Annotated in this window: 15 protein-coding genes; 10 read left to right on the top strand and 5 right to left on the bottom strand. The window is 68.4% G+C overall.

Going from position 1 to position 17,318, the window contains the following annotated elements; all coding sequences use genetic code 11:
- The first annotated feature begins 54 nt into the window (after window positions 1–54).
- Together NTM_RS28710 and NTM_RS22855 are read left to right on the top strand one after the other, a co-directional pair.
- Window positions 55–699, top strand: a complete 645-nt coding sequence (locus tag NTM_RS28710) for a DUF222 domain-containing protein (protein ID WP_163768093.1) — start codon at window positions 55–57, stop codon at window positions 697–699.
- A complete protein-coding gene (locus NTM_RS22855; RefSeq protein WP_163768096.1) occupies window positions 615–1,784 on the top strand; it encodes an HNH endonuclease signature motif containing protein in 1,170 nt (389 codons plus the stop codon). The genes NTM_RS28710 and NTM_RS22855 overlap by 85 nt, the downstream gene beginning before the upstream one ends.
- Here the strand turns inward: NTM_RS22855 and NTM_RS22860 are convergent.
- Window positions 1,781–3,256 (bottom strand): carboxylesterase/lipase family protein, encoded by a 1,476-nt coding sequence (locus NTM_RS22860; protein ID WP_163768098.1) that lies wholly within the window; start codon window positions 3,254–3,256, stop codon window positions 1,781–1,783. The genes NTM_RS22855 and NTM_RS22860 overlap by 4 nt on opposite strands.
- 77 nt (window positions 3,257–3,333) lie before the next feature.
- Between NTM_RS22860 and ypfJ the strand changes: the two genes are divergently transcribed.
- From ypfJ to NTM_RS22875, 3 genes are all read left to right on the top strand, one after another.
- Entirely contained in the window at window positions 3,334–4,221 is an 888-nt protein-coding gene (gene ypfJ / locus NTM_RS22865) for a KPN_02809 family neutral zinc metallopeptidase (RefSeq protein WP_104865486.1), read from the top strand.
- Window positions 4,214–5,848: a DUF885 domain-containing protein gene (locus NTM_RS22870; RefSeq protein WP_163768101.1), complete on the top strand. Its 1,635-nt coding sequence runs from the start codon at window positions 4,214–4,216 to the stop codon at window positions 5,846–5,848. Before ypfJ ends, NTM_RS22870 begins: the two co-directional genes overlap by 8 nt.
- Window positions 5,849–5,913: 65 nt before the next feature.
- Window positions 5,914–6,660 carry an SDR family oxidoreductase gene (locus NTM_RS22875; RefSeq protein ID WP_104865488.1) on the top strand — a complete coding sequence of 249 codons (747 nt, stop codon included), beginning with the start codon at window positions 5,914–5,916 and terminating at the stop codon, window positions 6,658–6,660.
- Window positions 6,661–6,663: 3 nt separating this feature from the next.
- Here NTM_RS22875 and NTM_RS22880 read toward each other — a convergent pair whose 3' ends face one another.
- Window positions 6,664–7,560: an acyl-CoA thioesterase gene (locus NTM_RS22880; protein WP_163768103.1), complete on the bottom strand. Its 897-nt coding sequence runs from the start codon at window positions 7,558–7,560 to the stop codon at window positions 6,664–6,666.
- A gap of 75 nt (window positions 7,561–7,635) precedes the next feature.
- Here NTM_RS22880 and NTM_RS22885 point away from each other — a divergent pair, with 75 nt between their 5' ends.
- The 4 genes from NTM_RS22885 (at window position 7,636) to NTM_RS22900 (ending at window position 12,015) form a co-directional block, all read left to right on the top strand.
- Window positions 7,636–8,229 (top strand): TetR/AcrR family transcriptional regulator, encoded by a 594-nt coding sequence (locus NTM_RS22885; RefSeq protein WP_104865490.1) that lies wholly within the window; start codon window positions 7,636–7,638, stop codon window positions 8,227–8,229.
- Between the two features lie 130 nt (window positions 8,230–8,359).
- Window positions 8,360–9,589: an amidohydrolase family protein gene (locus NTM_RS22890; protein ID WP_104865491.1), complete on the top strand. Its 1,230-nt coding sequence runs from the start codon at window positions 8,360–8,362 to the stop codon at window positions 9,587–9,589.
- Window positions 9,590–9,610: 21 nt separating this feature from the next.
- Window positions 9,611–10,747, top strand: coding sequence for an acyl-CoA dehydrogenase family protein (locus tag NTM_RS22895; protein WP_163768107.1), 1,137 nt, complete (start codon window positions 9,611–9,613; stop codon window positions 10,745–10,747).
- The gene (locus NTM_RS22900; protein WP_163768110.1) at window positions 10,744–12,015 is read left to right on the top strand and encodes an acyl-CoA dehydrogenase family protein; all 1,272 of its coding nucleotides are present in this window, start codon (window positions 10,744–10,746) and stop codon (window positions 12,013–12,015) included. The genes NTM_RS22895 and NTM_RS22900 overlap by 4 nt, the downstream gene beginning before the upstream one ends.
- Window positions 12,016–12,042: 27 nt before the next feature.
- On the opposite strand, the gene NTM_RS22905 is transcribed toward NTM_RS22900, so the two are convergent.
- Both NTM_RS22905 and NTM_RS22910 read right to left on the bottom strand, forming a co-directional pair.
- Window positions 12,043–13,302 carry a multidrug effflux MFS transporter gene (locus tag NTM_RS22905; protein ID WP_179963977.1) on the bottom strand — a complete coding sequence of 420 codons (1,260 nt, stop codon included), beginning with the start codon at window positions 13,300–13,302 and terminating at the stop codon, window positions 12,043–12,045.
- Between the two features lie 108 nt (window positions 13,303–13,410).
- On the bottom strand, window positions 13,411–14,427 hold the full coding sequence (locus tag NTM_RS22910; protein WP_163768113.1) for an Rv2578c family radical SAM protein: 1,017 nt from the start codon (window positions 14,425–14,427) through the stop codon (window positions 13,411–13,413).
- 136 nt (window positions 14,428–14,563) lie between these two features.
- On the opposite strand from NTM_RS22910, the gene helR reads away from it, so the two are divergent.
- Window positions 14,564–16,771 (top strand): RNA polymerase recycling motor ATPase HelR, encoded by a 2,208-nt coding sequence (helR, locus tag NTM_RS22915; protein WP_163768116.1) that lies wholly within the window; start codon window positions 14,564–14,566, stop codon window positions 16,769–16,771.
- A 12-nt stretch (window positions 16,772–16,783) separates the two neighbouring features.
- Here helR and NTM_RS22920 read toward each other — a convergent pair whose 3' ends face one another.
- Window positions 16,784–17,218, bottom strand: coding sequence for an Rv2576c family protein (locus tag NTM_RS22920; RefSeq protein ID WP_104865577.1), 435 nt, complete (start codon window positions 17,216–17,218; stop codon window positions 16,784–16,786).
- Window positions 17,219–17,318 lie beyond the last annotated feature (100 nt).

Raw genomic sequence — 17,318 nt, forward strand, 5'->3', positions numbered from 1 at the left:
CGCGCGCATTTCTGGTGAGTCAACGTGTCTGCCGGCGCTGGTATCATCGAACACATGTTCGATGGTTGGTCTGATGGGCGGGTCGTCTCGGGGGTGGCTGATTCGTATCGTCAGGTCGCGATCGGAATGGCGGCGGCTTCGGCGGGGATCGCGGAGTTGTTGGGGCGGCGCACCGTCGAGGAGATCGACCGCGAGGCTGATGTGCGCTCGTTGATCACCGCGTTCGAGCGCACGGTGGTCGAGGTGGGGGCGGCGTTGCGGCTGCCGCCGGCACGGGCACGGGAGTTGGTCCACCACGCCGATGTGCTGCACACCCGGTTGCCGGCGGTGGCGGCACTGCTGGCCGCCGGGGAGGTCGACTATCCGACGGTGCTGTTGGTCATCGAGCGCACCGATCTGGTTGCCGAGCAGCACATGGCGCGCCTGGATGCGGCGCTGGCCGAGCGGATCCGCACCTGGGCGCGCTGGTCACGCAAGCTGGTGCGCGATGCCGTCGACGGGTTGGTCGCCGAAGTCGATGCCGCGGCGATCAAGCGGCGCCGCCAGGCCGCCTTCGATGAGCGCCGGGTCACGGTGGCCGCCGGGTTGGACGGGATGGCCGCGGTGCGCGCGCGATGTCGGCGTCGCAGGGCGCGGCGATGGACGCCCGCTGGAGCATGCTGGCCAAACAGGTGTGCCCTGGTGATCCGCGCAGTCTGACTCAGCGCCGCGCTGATGTGTTCGATGCCCTCAACACCGGTGGCGCGTTCGGGTGTGGCTGTGGGGATCCGGGCTGCCCCTGTCTGGTCGTGGTCCCCCCGGCGGCCGCGCAGCACGACCCACCAGCCGCCGAACCCGAGCCCGAGGCGCTGGAGCCGCCCGAGGCCGAGCCGCCCGCCGAGGCGCCTGAGGCCGAGCCGCCCGCCGGGGAGGCCGTCGCGCCGATCCCGGCACCGGCACCGGCACCACCGGGGCCGGGGCCGGGGCCGGTGTCGGTGTTGGGGCGGCAGGTGGTGCTCCACGTGATCGCCACCGCCGACACCGTCGCCGGGCACAGCAACACTGCGGGCTATCTGGCCGGCTACGGGATCATCGACGCCGAACTGGTGCGCGAACTGGCCCGCGAGGCCACCCGCCGGCTCGTCGAAGCCCCACCATTCGACGAACGCCAAGCCGTGACCTACCGGCCCACCGCGGCGCTGGCACGGTTCATCCGCGCCCGCGACCTGACCTGTCGCTTCCCCGGCTGCGACGTGCCGGCCACCCGCTGCGACATCGACCACACCATCGCCTTCGACCACCACGACCCGACCGCCGGCGGGCAGACCGTGCCCTGGAACCTTGCCTGCTACTGCCGCACACACCACCGCCACAAAACCCACGACACCGGCTGGAACGACCGGCAACTGCCCGACGGCACCATCATCTGGACCTCCCCGAGCGGGCACCAATACCGCACCCGCCCCGCCGGAATCGGGCTGTTTCCCGGGCTGGGCCGCGCCCAGCACCGCAGCGAGCAGCAGCGCATCACCGCCGCGCGGCGCCGACTCAACGCTCACCGCGACACCAGCGAACACAACAGCTACCGCAACCAGAAGGCCCGCAACGAGATCCGGGATCGGCGCTGGCGCAACGGATTCCGCTGCCGCTACCTACTGTTCACAGGCGACTTCGCCCACCACACACCCAGCAAAAGCCCGTTCGCCCGCTTCGTCAACGACCCCCTCGAACCCGAAACCCTCCCACCACACTGGCAACCCCCACCACCGCGAAACAATGACCCCGACCAACCACCACCCTTCTAGTACACGGCTGCCCATGCCTGCCGCCGATCCCTGTCCGGGTCGGGCGCGATGACGTCGCGGGTCGAGGTGATCAACCGGGTGAACCGCTGCTCGGCCGTATAGAGCGGCCAGTCGGTCTCGCTGCCGTGGGCGAAGTCGAGCCAGGCCCGCTGCATCCGGCGGCCCACCCCGGGCTGGATCCGCCGGCCCAGCGGGTGGAGTTTGCGCCCGATGTACGACTCGTAGCTGTGGTGGATGTGCACGATCTCGCTGCCGTGGGTCGCGCCCAACCCGAGCATGCGCAGGCTCAGCCCGAAGTGGTCGAACCGGTACATCCGAGTCGGGCCGTTGCCGCTGTACGCGTCGGCGAACGCCCAGGTGGGACCGCCGAACATCGCGTCGGCACCGAACGCGACCAGCGCACTGCGCCGCGGAAACCTCGGATATGCCTTCAGCACTTGCGCTTTGGCATGTGGGGCGGTCCGCTCGAAGAACCCGTCGATCGCCGCCCTCGTGGTCGGCAGCATCGGCGGTTTGGTCCACGCGAACATCGACGCCTCGTGGCTGTTGGTCCCGACGATCAGCGGCACCGGAGCCATCGCGCCCGCGCGGGCGGCATCGATCGGGTGCAGCGGCAACAGCTCGGTGCCATGCGTCAGTCCGTACGCCAGAGTCGGGGTGGTCCCGGCGCTCGTGAGCTGGATCATGCCCGCGGCGCGACGCAGCTCGCGTTGCGGGAGCGCCTTCACCTCAGAGGCTCCGACACCGAGGCGGCGCAGGAACTCCTGGCTGTTGGCAGCGCGCATCTCACGGTCGGCGATCAGCGGGAGCGCCGGGCTCTGCGCGATCGCGCGGCCGAACAGTCCGCGCGCGGCGGGCGAGGCCATCAGAGCCAGCACCGACGTCGCACCGGCGGATTCCCCGAACACGGTGACCCGGTGAGGGTCGCCGCCGAACGCCGCGATGTTCTCGCGCACCCACCGCAACGCGGCGATCTGATCGCGCAACGCCAGGTTGTCGTCGAAGCCGTCCCCGAGATCCCCGAGCTCGAACCCGCCGAACACCCCGATCCGGTAGGTCACGTTGACGACCACGACATCGCCGTTGACGGCCAGCCGCGATCCGTTGTAGAGCTGGAATTGGCCGGCTCCGTAGACGAACGCGCCGCCGGGAATCCACACCATGACCGGAAGCGATGCGGTGGTGTCCGGGGACCACACCGTCAGCGTCAGACAGGCCTCGTCGCGGGCCTTCGGATCGTCGCGTCCACCGCCGACGAACGACTTGGTCTGCGGGGGCAGCGGTCCGTGCTCGGTAGCGTCTCGCACCCCGGTCCACCGCGTGAGCGGTTGCGGTGCGCGGAACCGGCGTGCTGCCACGGGCTGCTCGGCGTACGGAACACCGCGCCACACGCCGACACCGGCATCGACCGTGCCCCGCAGGTCACCCGACGGGGTGTGCAGGATCGTGGGATCTCCGGCGACGACGGCCACGCCCGAAATCGTAGTGTGCGAAGCTGGACCAGCCCGCAGACACGGGGACCCGGGGCGACTCAGACGGAGGTGGCGCGATGACCTTCAACGAAGGCATGCGGATCGACACCAGCACTACATCCACCGGGGGCGGTCGCGGGCCCGGACGGGGTATCGCGGTCGGCGGCGGACTCGGCGGACTGCTGATCGTGGTGGTGGCGCTGTTCCTCGGCGTCGATCCGAGCACGGTGGTCCCCGAGCAGCAGATGGACACCCAGGGTGTCGACGCGCCGGGATTCGACCTGAGCCAGTGCCAGACCGGTGCCGACGCCAACAGCATCGTGCAGTGCCGGGTGGTCGCGACGGGCAATTCGCTCGACGGGGTGTGGGCGGACCTGATGCCGGGGTACACCCGCCCGCATGTCATGTTGTTCACCGGCGGGACCAACACCGGTGGCTGCGGATATGCCAGCAGCGCCGTCGGCCCGTTCTACTGCCCCGGCGACCAGACCGCGTACTTCGACACCGACTTCTTCGACACGCTGGTCACCGAATTCGGCTCCAGCGGCGGACCACTCGCCGAGGAGTATGTCGTCGCCCACGAGTTCGGCCACCACATCCAGAACCTGCAGGGGGTGCTCGGCCGCGCCCAGCAGGACCCGACGGGCCCGACCGGCGGCGGGGTGCGCACCGAACTGCAGGCCGACTGCTACGCCGGCGTGTGGGCGCACTACGCGTCGATCACCAAGCAGGAGGGCACTGACGTGACGTTCCTGAAGCCGTTGACCGACAAGGACATCGCCGACGCGCTGTCCGCCGCGTCCGCGGTCGGCGACGACCGGATCCAGGAGGCGGCGACCGGCCGGGTCAGCCCGGAATCGTGGACGCACGGGTCCTCCGAACAGCGCCAGAAGTGGTTCACCACCGGTTATCAGACCGGCGACCCGGCCAAGTGCGACACCTTCGCGACGAACAACCTTGGCTAGGCCGACCACGGCCGTCGACGCCGTTGCCGAACGCTATCTGGACGTCTCGGCGGCGCTGGATCCTTGTGCGGCAACGGAATCCGGGATCACCGGCTTCGACGACCAGATCACCGACTACTCCCCCGACGGAGTCGCGGCGCGCGTCGACGCCGCGAAGGCGGCGCTGCGCGAACTCGACGCGACCGAACCCGCCGACGCCGCCGACATCGTCACCGCCGCCGCGATGCGCGAACGCCTCGGCGTGCTCGTCGAACTGCACGACGCGGGCCTCGACGTCGGCGAACTGAACGTCATCGCGTCTCCGCTGCAGACGATGCGCGACGTGTTCGACCTGATGGCCACCGACACCGACGAGGACTGGGCGGTCATCGCCCGACGTCTGGATCAGATCCCGCAGCGGGTGAGCGGGTACGCCGAGGCGTTGCGCCAGGCCGCGGCCACCGGACACGCCCCGGCCGCACGCCAGGTCCGCCGCGGCATCCAGCAGGCAGGCCAGATCGCCGAGTTGTTCGTCACGATGGTCGCCGGCGCCCCTGCCGACAACCCCACGCTGCGTGCCGAACTTCAGCAGCGCGCCCAGGATGCCGCGAACGCATACGCGTCCCTGACCACGGTGCTGCGCGACGAGATCGGACCGCACGCCCGCGACACCGACGGGTGCGGGCGTGACGCGTATGCGGTGATGTCGCGGTTGTTCCTCGGTGCCGCCGTCGATTTCGACGAGACCTACGAGTGGGGCATGGATCTGCTGGCCCGCATCGTCGCCGAACAGGACGAGATCGCCGAGCGACTCTACCCCGGCGCGTCGGCGGCCGAGGCACTGCGCCGGCTCGACAGCGAGGAGCGCTACCTGATCCACGGCACCGACGCACTGCAGACCTGGATGCAGGAACTCTCGGACCGGGTGGTCGACGCGCTGGCCGACACCCACTTCGACATCGATCCGCCATTGCGCAACCTGGAGTGCCGGATCGCGCCGACGCAGACCGGCGGCATCTACTACACGGGACCGTCGGAGGATCTGAGCAGGCCGGGCCGGATGTGGTGGTCGGTGCCGCCGGGCGTGCACACGTTCCACACATGGCAGGAGATGACGACGGTCTTCCACGAGGGCGTTCCCGGACATCATCTGCAGATCGGCCGCGCTGTCGTGCTGACCGACCGGTTGAACCGGTGGCGCAGGCTGGGCTGCTGGGTGTCCGGGCACGGCGAAGGTTGGGCGTTGTATGCCGAGCGCCTGATGGCCGAACTGGGTTGGCTCGAGGACGCCGGCAACCGGATGGGAATGCTTGACGCGCAGCGCTTCCGGGCCGCCCGCGTGGTGATCGACATCGGGGTGCACTGCGGGCTGGCGGCACCCGACGGCGGCACCTGGGACGCCGATCGGGCGTGGACGTTCCTGCAGAACCACAGCGCGATGGCCGAGGAGAACCTGCGCTTCGAGCTCGACCGCTATCTGGGCTGGCCGGGACAGGCGCCGTCGTATGCGATCGGCCAGCGGATCTGGCAGCAACTGCGCGACGACACGCTGGCCCGGGGCGTCTCCCTGAAGGAGTTCCACAGCCGCGCGCTGGATCTCGGCGGCCTTCCGCTGGAGGTGCTGCAGTCGGCGGTGGCTGCGGCCTGATTCGCCCTATCTGTCACGGCGCCGCGGGGCTACCATCGGGCGAGGCCATGTGAAGGAGGCCGTCGATGCGTATCGCAGTCGCAGGAGCAACGGGCAACATCGGGGCCCGCACCGCCGTGTTCCTCGAACGTGACGGTCACGAGGTGGTCCGGATCAGTCGGTCACAGGGCATCGACCTGTTGACAGGCGAGGGCCTGGACGCGGCACTGACCGGAGTCGACGCGGTCGTCGACACCGTCAGCGCCCCGCCCGCCGACCGGGACCGCACCACCGAGTACTTCGGCACCACCACCGCCAATCTGCTGGCCGCCGAGCAGCGCGCCGGGGTCGGTCACCACGTTCTCCTCTCGATCGTCGGCATTCACGGCATCGAGGGCAATGCGCACTATGCGGGCAAGCGCGAGCAGGAACGGCTCGTCGCCGCGTCCCAGGTGCCGTGGACGATCGTGCCCGCCACCCAGTTCCACGACTTCGCGGCCATGGTCGCGGGTTGGGCCGAACAGGACGGCGTGGCCCCCATCGCCCCGCTGCTGGTGCAGCCGATCGCCCCCGACGACATCGCGCAAGTCCTCACCGAGGTCGCCACCGGCACGCCGCAGGGGCGCCACGTCGACGTCGCCGGACCCGAGACTCAGGACCTCGTCGACATGGCCCGCCGGACGCTGGAAGCGCGCGGCCACCCGGTCAAGTTGGTGCCGACGTGGTCCGGGATGTTCGGTGTCTCGATGGCCGGAAATGTGTTGCTCCCCAACGAGGACGCCCGCATCATGCCGACCACGTTCGAGCAGTGGCTCGCGGCCGAAGCCCGGTAGCCCCTACAGCCGCGACTGTTCTTTGATCGCGGTGTCGGTGGTGCGCAGCGGGCGGATCAGTGCGTCCTGGGTGAACGACGCGATCAGCTCGCCCTCTTCGGTGTGCACCGCACCGCGCACGTAGGACATGCCCGATCCGACCTGAGTGCTCTCATGGGTGTAGAGCAGCCAGCCACCCCAGGTGACCGGCTCGTGGAAGCTCACCGACACCGTCATCGGCGCCGTCGACACGCTCAGGTGCGCCTGGGCGGTCCCGATCCCCTCGTGCGCGCGCATCGTCGTCGAAATGCCAAGGTGGCCGGTGAAATACGCGACCAGCGCCTTGGCGAGGTCGTCGCGTTGCGGGATCGGGTCGTAGTGCAGCCAGGCGTAGAGCTCGGGCGGCCCGACCTCGTCGGGGCTGTTGACGTCGACCACGTCGACCAGGCGCAGCTCGCGCCCGGTCATCGGCATCGGGGACGGGTTCGCCTCACCCGGGCCGGCCACCTCGGGTCTGGGCAGGTGGTGGCGGATCACGTCCCCGGTCGGCACGTCGGCCAGGATCGTGGTCGTGATGCAGCGCTTGCCGTTCTGCTTGGCCGTCACGATCGCCGTTGCGGTGGAACGGCCCTCGCTGACCACATCGAGCTCCAGCTCGACCGGACCGGCGGCCACCATCACCGCTCGGGCGAACACCGAGTACGCCGACCGGATCGACTTGTCCGGAAAGCGCTTGGCGGCGGCGACGATCGAGGCCGCGAGAATCTGGGTGCCCTCGACCACCTGACGCTCGTCCTCACCGGCGGGACCGGTCTGGGCGGTGAACGCGTTCTCTCCCGCGGATTCTGCGTCGAACAGGTCGAGCAATCCCTGGACCGTCCACTGCACCGGTTCCGTCGTCTGCGCCGATTCCGTCGTCATCTGCCCAACCCCTCCGCTCGGTGACCGTCGTGGGAACAGTAACCGAGGTTCGCCGAAAGCGGTAACGTCATTACCATGGCCGACGGCATGCCCCCGGAGTCCCGCGCCGGTCGCTTCATGCGCTCCGCACTGGACATCCTGGGCGAAACCGGCAGAACAGATTTCACCGTGCTCGAGGTCGTCGAACGGTCGAAGACCTCGCTGCGGGCGTTCTACCAACACTTCTCGACCAAGGACGAACTACTGCTGGCCCTCGTCGAGACGATCATGGCCGACTCCACCGAGCGCTGGCGTGCCGAGACCGATCCACTCACCGGTGACGACGCGTTGCGCCTGTTGATCGAACGGATCAGCGCCCCCGCGCAGTCCAGCACCCAGGACAGCATCAACCGCGGCCTGACCTACTACAACGACCACCTGCTGGAGAGCAGGCCGAAGGAGTTCGCGAAAGTCCTGGCGCCACTGCACCGGCTGGTCGGCGACATCCTGCGCCGGGGCATCACCGACGGCACGTTCCGCCCCGATCTCGACGTCGACACCGACGCCGCGATCCTGATGCAGACCGTGCTGGGAACCCGCCGATTGCGCGACCTCGGCGCCGACCTCAACGGCGTGCCGATCGAGGGCAACCACATCTACGAGTTCTGCCTACGCAGCATCCTCAGATAGCGCACTGAACTGCGAAAACACCGGCGATCCGCGATCTGGTGCCGTTACACATCTGCGTGGTAATGTCGTTACCACCGAGGCGGTAATGCGATTACCGTTTAATGCAAACACGCATGTCAGGAGCAGGTTCATGCCGTCACGCATACTCGACTATCCGGTGTTCGATGCCGACAACCACTTCTACGAGCCCAAGGAAGCGCTGACGAAGTTCCTGCCGGACAAGCGCAAGGGCGTCATCGACTACATCGACGTACACGGCCGCACCAAGATCATGGTGCGCAACCACATCAGCGACTACATCCCTAACCCGACGTTCGAGGTGGTCGCGCGCCCCGGCGCCCAGGAGGAGTACTTCCGCCACGGCAGCGGCGGCAAGAGCTTCCGCGAGATCATGGGCAAGCCGATGAAATCCATCCCGGCGTTCCGCGATCCCCAGGCGCGCCTCGAGGTGATGGACGGGCTCGGCCTGGACTACACGTTGATGTTCCCGACGCTGGCCTCGCTGGTCGAGGAACGCCTCAAGGACGACCCCGAGCTGATCCACGACATCATCCATGCGCTCAACGAATGGATGTATGAGACTTGGCATTTCAACTACGAGGACCGAATCTTCTCGACACCGGTGATCACCCTGCCGATCGTCGACCGCGCGCTCGAAGAGCTCGAGTGGTGCCTGGAGCGCGGCGCCAAGACCGTGCTGGTCCGACCGGCCCCGGTGCCCGGCTACCGCGGCACCCGCTCGTTCGGCACCGAGGAGTTCGACCCGTTCTGGCGGGCCTGTGTCGACGCCGGCATCCCGGTCGCGATGCACGCCTCCGACAGCGGATACGCCCAGTACCTCAACGATTGGGAGCCGGCCGACGAGTTTCTGCCGTTCCGGCCCACCGCATTCCGGATGGTCGCGATGGGCAAGCGCCCCATCGAGGACACGATGGCGGCGCTGGTGTGCCACGGCGCGTTCACCCGAAACCCGGATCTGCGCATCCTGTCGATCGAGAACGGCGCGTCGTGGGTGCCGTACCTGTTCTACCAGTTCAACGACGTGTATTCGAAGATGCCGCAGGAGTTTCCGGAGGATCCGGTGGAGGCGTTCCGGCGCTGCGTGTACGTCGCGCCGTTCTGGGAGGACGACTTCAAGAAGATGTCCGACCTCTGCGGGATCGACCGGGTCATCTTCGGCTCCGACTGGCCGCACCCGGAAGGCCTGGCCGACCCGATCAACCTGGTCTCGGACCTGGAGGCTCACGGCCTCGACGACGAAGGCGTGCGAAAGGTGATGGGCAAGAACATGGTCGACCTGTTCGGAGTCGAGAACAAGGTCGTCTACAAGCCCGACGTACCCGCGCTCGCCCTCAGCTGAGCCGCAACCCGAAGAGAGAATATGACCGACCTGGCCAACCCGGAACAACTGCTGTTCGTCTCCACCACCCAGACGTTTCTGGAGAAGCAGGCGTCGTTGACCCACGTGCGCGGGCTGCATGCCTCCGGCGTGGCATTCCAGCCCGAATGGTGGCAGCGCGCCGCCGAACTCGGCTGGACCAGTCTGCTGGTACCCGAAGAACTCGGCGGCGGAAGCGTTTCCGGCGACGGGGTGGCGGATCTGGCGCTGGTCGCCGAGCAGGTCGGGCACACCGTCGCCCCTGGGCCGCTGCATCCGGTCAGTGTGGTGCTCGCCGGGCTCGTCGAGGCACCGGAGGGCCATCAGGACTCCATCGACGCGCTCGTCGCCGGTGAACTGGTCGCGTCGTGGGCGGTGTACGAACCCCGGCAGCCGTTCGCCACCACCGCGGCGGTGACCACCGCGACCCCCACCGGATCCGGGTACCGGATCGACGGGGTCAAGGACCGCGTCGAGGCCGGCGCCGACTGCGGTGCGGTGCTCGTGGTCGCGACATGCGACGGGCAGCTGCGCCAGTTTCTGGTGCCGATCGATACCCCCGGCGTGACCGTCACCCCCCAGGAGTCGGTCGACCTGGTCAAACGTTATGCCCGAGTGGAATTCGACGGTGTCGAGGTGCCCGAGTCCGCGGCGGTGGGCTCGGCCGAGCAGACCGCCGCGATCATCGAGCGGCAACGCCAGATCGCGCTCGTGCTGCAGTGTGCCGAAATCGTCGGCATCCTCGACGCGGTGCTGACCATGACCTACCAGTGGCTCAACGACCGGCACAGCTTCGGCCGCCCGCTGTCGTCGTATCAGGCGCTCAAGCATCGCGCGGCTGACATCAAGCTGTGGTTCGAGGCGTGCCGCGGCACCACCGCAGGAGCGGTACGGGCGGTCGCCGACCGCTCCCCCGACGCGGAGATGCTGGTCAGCGTCGCGAAAGCCTATGTGGCCGAGCGGGCCCCGGTGATCCTGCAGGACAGTGTGCAGCTGCACGGCGGTATCGGTGTGACCTGGGAACACGATCTGCATCTGTACCTGCGCCGGGTGGCGCTCTACCGCGCGGTGTACGGATCGCCCGAGGATCACCACCGCGCCGTCTACCGGCTGAGCAAGAAGGCAGAGGTTCCGGCATGACCGACACCGTGACATCGACCGAGACCACAGAATCCGTCGCGGATTTCGCCGCACGCGCCCGCGCGTGGCTGGCCGAGAACATGCCGCGGGTCGATCCGGACCACCCCCCGTTCTCGGTGCGCGCCGAGCAATCGTCCTGGGATCGTGCCCAGGAGCTGCAGAAGCGGTTGCACGAGGGCGGATTCGCCGGGATCTGTTTCCCTCGCGAATACGGCGGCCTCGGGCTGGACTACGCGTACCAGAAGGCGTTCAACGCCGAATGCCGCAGCTATGAGATGCCGCTGATTCTGAACACCCCGACGTTCACGATCTGTGCGGCGACCATTCTCGACATGGGTACCGAGCAGCAGAAACGCGACCGCATCTCGGCGGCCGTCCGCGGCGACGAGGTGCTGTGCCAGCTGCTGTCCGAACCCAGTGGCGGATCCGATCTCGCCGGGGTGATCACCCGCGCCGACAAGCACGGCGATACGTGGATCATCAACGGCGCCAAGACGTGGAGCACCAGCGCCTTCGCCGCCGACTACGGTCTGCTGCTGGCCCGCACCGACTGGACCGTGCCCAAGCACGAGGGTCTGACGATGTTCCTGGTGCCGCTGAACGCGCCCGGCATCACGATGCGCCGCATCAAAGAGGTCAACGGCAACGAGGAGTTCTGCGAGGAGTTCTTCGACGGTCTCGAGCTCGGCGACGACGCGGTGGTCGGCGAGGTGAACAAGGGCTGGGAAGTCGCGACCCGCCAGCTGCACCACGAACGCCGGGCGGTCGGTGGGGGTTCGGAGTTCGCCAGCGGCACCGCGGCCGAGAACGCCAACGAGATGCCACCCGACCACGTCGGGCTCGCCGAGGCCACCGGGCAGACCGACGATCCCCGGGTCCAGGATCTCGCCGGGCGCGCACTGACCCGTCGCATCGTCAAGGAACAGCTGATCGACCATGTGTTCCGCAGCATCGGCAACGGCTCACTTCCGCCGAACGCGGGCACGCTGATCCGGCTGTTCCACGCCGAGACCACCGAACTCGAGGTCGACACCGCGCTGGCGATCGCCGGCACCGCCGGCGTGATCGACGAGGGTTTCGGCGCACCGGATCTCGAGGGTCTGCTCGACGTGGGCGTGCGGTACCTGTCGCGGCAGACCGGGTCGATCGGTGGCGGAACGTCGGAGATGGCGCGCAACGTCATCAGTGAACGCATCCTCGGATTCCCACGGGAAGCGGCCGCCGACAAGGGTGTTCCGTTCAACCAGGTCAAGCGCAACAAGAGCTGAGGCCTCGTCAGGTCCTGATGACCGCCCTCACCGACTCGTGGTGTCACCTACTGGCACAGGACTGAGCACCTGGGGCTCGTCGGCGTTGGCCGCGCCGCGGGCCAGCCCGAACAGCGCGACCGCAGCCAGCACGGCACCGCCGAACATCATCACGCCCATCGGGACGGCACTGTGCGAACCCGCCAGGCCCACCAGCGGCGACGCGGCCGCACCTGTGGCGTACTGCAGGAAACCCAGCACCGCGGACCCGGTGCCCGCGGTGTCGCGAGCCTCACCGATCGCCAGCGTGGTCGCATTGGCGTAGATGAACCCGAGGGTTCCCATGAAGCACGCCATCAGCGCAATGGTCGTCCACGGCGTCACACCGCCGACGGTGACGTTGAACAACTGCAGAGCCGTGATGACCAGCATCGCGCAGATTCCGCCGGTCAACAGGGCCCGGGGCGAGACGGTGCGCACCAACCGCGCGTTGACCACCCCGGACACCGCCACCGCCAGCGCGCACGCACCGAACGTCAGCGAGTACGCCCGCGGCGACATGCCGAGAATGTTCTGCAACACGAACGGCGACGCCGAGATATAGGAGAACATCGCACCCGACGCACAGCCCAGCGTCAGCGTGTATCCCATGAATCTGCGGTTGCCGAGTACCGAGACTGCGCTGCGCCCAAAGGCTTTCAGCCCCGCCGGGCGGCGGCGGTGGGCGGGCAGCGATTCACCCGCCATGAAGTACGCGCCGAGCAGCATCAGCACGTTCAGCAGCGCGAGCGCGACGAACACCGCCCGCCAGCCGAGCGTGGCCACCACCTGCCCGCCCAGCACCGGCGCGATGATCGGAGCCAGCACGCCGATCACCATCATCACCGAGAACAACTGTGCGGCGCGGGCACCCTGGGTGCGGTCGGCGATGATCGCCCGCGCGATCACCACCCCCGCCGCGCCCGCGAAGCCCTGCACGAAGCGCAGTGCGATGAGAACCTCGATCGACGGGCTGATCGCGCACAGCAGGCTGGCCGCGAGGCAGACCACGATGCCGGCCAGCAGTGGTTTGCGCCGGCCCAGCCGATCCGACAGCTGTCCGATGAACAACTGCCCGCTGGCGAGACCGATCAGAAACGACGTCAGGGTGAGCTGAACCATCGGGGCCGAGGTGCCGAACTCCTCGGCGATCGCCGGAAACGCCGACATGTACATGTCGACGGAGAACGGGGTGACCGCGGTCAGCAGGGCGAGGATCAGGACGAGCGGGATCGTCGGTGGCGTGGTCGCCGGAGCAGGAGTGCGCAAGTTAAGGACAACCTCGAAGTATCGGGAAGACAAATAGTTATCTTATGATACTTATGCCAGCATAACTTCTGGAATGTGAGATGCCCGACATGGCGGCTGAAGCCGGCCTCAGAACAGCGTGGGCTGCAGCGGTTCGACGGCCGCGGGCACCGCATCCGGGGCGGGGGCGCTCATCCGCGGCGCACCGACCAGGCCGTGCCTGGCCATCAGCGGTGCCGCCGTGCGCGCCAGTTCGGCGCGATACTCGGCGGGCAAGTACGCGCCGCGACGGTAGAGCCGGCGGTACTCGCCGACCAGATCCGGATAGCTTCGCGCCAGCCAGTCCATGAACCAGCCGCGGGTACTGCCCCGCAGGTGCAGGCCGAACACCGTGGCGCTGGTCGCCCCGGCCGCCGCGATCCGACCCAGCAGATCGTCGAGATGGTCAGCGGAATCGGTCAGCCCCGGCAGCACCGGGGCCACCATCACATGGCAACGCAGGCCCGCCTCGCGAATCGCCGAGATCAGCGCAAGCCGCGCCTCCGGGGTCGGGGTGCCGGGTTCCAACCGGCTGTGCAGCGTCGGATCCCCGACCGCCAGCGATACCGCCACACTGACGTCGACCCGGCGCGCGGCGTCTCGCAACTGAGGGAGATCCCGGCGGAGCAGGGTGCCTTTGGTCAGGATCGAGAACGGCGTGCCGAAATCGGTCAGGGCGCCGATGATGCCCGGCATCAGCGCATACCGCCCCTCGGCCCGCTGATACGGATCGGTGTTGGTGCCCAGGGCGACGGTCTCCCGCGTCCAGGACGGACGGCGCAGTTCACGGCGCAACACCTCGACGACGTTGGTCTTGACCACCACCTGGGTGTCGAAGTCGCGACCGCTGTCGAACTCCAGGTACTCGTGGGTGGGCCGGGCGAAACAGTACCGGCACGCGTGCGAACACCCGCGGTAGCCGTTGACGGTGAACCGAAACGGCAGCATGGACGCCGCCGGGATCTTGTTCAGGGCCGTCTTGCACAACACCTCGTGAAAGGTGATTCCGTCGAATTGCGGAGTCCGCACACTGCGCACCAGCCCGACACGCTGCAGGCCCGGCAACGCACCGTCGTCGACCGCGATGCCTTGACCTGCCCAGCGCATACCCTATGCGAACATACGTTCGATACAGTGTCAAGTATCCGCTTCACCCTCCACCGTACCGCCGGGACCGGGGCTTGCGGCAAGGCCGGGGTCATGGCGCAGAATCTCACCCTCAGCGCAAAACCGTAAGGGGCACATGTCAACTCAGAACCCGACTTCCTACCAGGCCGAGCTGCAGTCCGAACGCGAGTACGTCGACGGGCTCTACGCCCGGCTGGACACAGAGCGGACCCGGGTCAAGAAGCGGTACGCCGAGGCCCTGCGCGGCGACGTCGACACCCAGAACGGCGCGACCCTGCTGGCCCGCGATGCCGAGGTGCGCGCCATAGCGGCCCAGATGGACCGGCTCAACGTCGCCGACTCCGGGCTGTGCTTCGGGCGGCTGGACACCGTCGACGGTGAACGCCTCTATATCGGCCGTATCGGACTACTCGACAGCGCGAACGAGCACGAATCGCTGCTGCTGGACTGGCGGGCGCCGGCCGCCCGGGCGTTCTACGTCGCCACCGGCGCCCACCCCGAGGGCATGCGCCGGCGCCGGCAGTTCCACAGCCTCGGACGCCGGCTGCTCGACTTCACCGACGAGGTGTTCGGCCGCCCGCTCGACGGCGACGCCGGAGCCCAGCCGGACGGTTCGGACGTGGCGCTGCTCGCCGCGGTCAACGCCCCGCGCGGCGACGGGATGCGCGACATCGTGGCCACGATCCAGGCCGAGCAGGACGCGATCATCCGTCTCGACCACCCCGGCGTGCTCGTCATCGAGGGCGGGCCCGGCACCGGCAAGACCGTCGTCGCGTTGCACCGCGTCGCATATCTGCTCTACACCCAGCGCAAGCGGATGGAGAGCCACGGCGTGCTCGTCGTCGGACCCAACACCGCGTTCCTGCGCCACATCGGCCGGGTGCTGCCGTCGCTCGGCGAGACCAATGTGGTGTTCATGACGACCGGCGACCTGGTACCCGGCCTGCACGTCAGCGCCGAGGACCACCCGGACGCGGCGCGGGCGAAAGGTTCGCTGGCCATCCTCGACGTGCTCGCCGCCGCCGTCGCCGATCGGCAGCGCGTTCCGGACGAGCCGCTGCCGATCGACCTGTCCGACGTGTCGATCGCGGTCACCGCCGACATCGCGGAATGGGCGGTTCAGGAGGCGCGCGCCACCGAGCAACCCCACAACGACGCACGCACCACCTTCGTCGACGTACTGACCTGGGCCCTGACCGAACGGGCGATCGCCAAGATCGGCCGCGGCTGGCTGACGAGAAATGACAAGGCCGCGTGGGAACATCTACGCGCAGACCTGATCGACGAGCTCGAAGACAATGCCGCGTTCAAGGCCGCACTGGATCGGCTGTGGCCGGCGTTGACACCGGAAACACTTCTCGCCGAACTGTATTCGTCACATGAGCGACTGAAGGCCGCGGCCGCCGACCCGGCGCTGTATCGCGAGGACGGCGCCGCCTGGACCCTGTCGGACATCCCGCTGCTCGACGAACTCGTCGACCTGCTCGGCCGGGACCGGACCGGCGAGGAGGCCGCAGAACAGCAGCGGCGCGAGGAAGCAGCCTATGCCGCAGGCGTTCTCGACCTGATGATCGGGCGCGAGGACATCATGGACGACGAGGACCAACTGATGGCCCAGGACGTCATCGCCGCCGAGGACCTCGCGGAACGCTTCCTGGAGCGCGACAACCGGGAATTGGCCGAACGCGCTGCGGCGGACCGGGATTGGACCTACGGGCACGTCGTGGTCGACGAGGCACAGGAGCTCTCGGAGATGGACTGGCGGGTGCTGATGCGGCGGTGCCCGAGCCGGTCGTTCACGATGGTCGGAGACCTCTCGCAGCGACGCTCCCCCGCCGGGGCGACCTCATGGGATGCGGTGCTCGAGCCTTATGTGCCCGGCCGGTGGGTGTACCGGACGTTGACGGTGAACTACCGCACGCCGGCCGAGATCATGGACGTCGCGGCCGCGGTGCTCGCCGAGTTCGCGCCGGCCGTCACCCCACCGGAATCGGTGCGCTCCACCGGTGTGGCGCCGTGGGCACGGCAGGTCGGCGACGACGAACTGGCCTCGGCAATCGACGATTTCGTGCGCGAGGAACAGACTCGCGACGGCACGCACGTCGTCATCGGGCCCGCGGGGGTGCCCGGCACGGTCGCGCCGACCGAGACCAAGGGGCTGGAGTTCGACGCCGTGCTGGTGGTGTATCCGGATCGCATCCTCGCCGAGGGGTCGCGCGGGGCGGCCGACTTGTACGTCGCCCTGACCCGCGCGACACAGCGCCTCGGCGTGCTGCACCGCGACCCGTTACCGCCGTCCCTATCCGGGCTGCGGCGGGTCTAGATCTGGTCTAACTCACCACTGGCCGAGCTGGCAGCGCACGTTGTACGGATCGTTGTGCTCGCTCTGGACCGCGCCGTCGACCGCGATGTCGCAGTGCGCGTTCGGCGCAGCCTGACCGCCGCGAGTGGTGCTGCTGACCTGAAGGATCGCCCAGTTCGGGTCCTCCAACGTGGTCTCGAACACCCACGGCGCGCCGGGGGCCACGGTCACCTTCTCGCGCTTGGCGTAGGCATACGCGTCGGCGTTGAACGCCTCCATGCTCGGCGGCTGGGTCGTCAAGTAGAACAGGTCGAACTCGTAGGCGCCGCCCGAGGTGAGCGTGTACCGGACCTGGTGCCCGGTCGGCTCCTGGGCGCTCGCGGTGGCCTGACCGACGATGACCGAGGCAGCGGCCGCCAACAGTGACGCGCCGACCGCCGTTCCTACCTTCGCTGAAGCTGATCGCATGTTGGACACATCGAACGACGCTACCGAAGCGTTACGGGCAGGCACCGGGCCCGTCGGCACCCGACATCTGCGGCAAACGAACTGTCGAGCCCGACAACAG

The organism is Mycolicibacterium parafortuitum (assembly GCF_010725485.1).
Lineage (GTDB): Bacteria > Actinomycetota > Actinomycetes > Mycobacteriales > Mycobacteriaceae > Mycobacterium.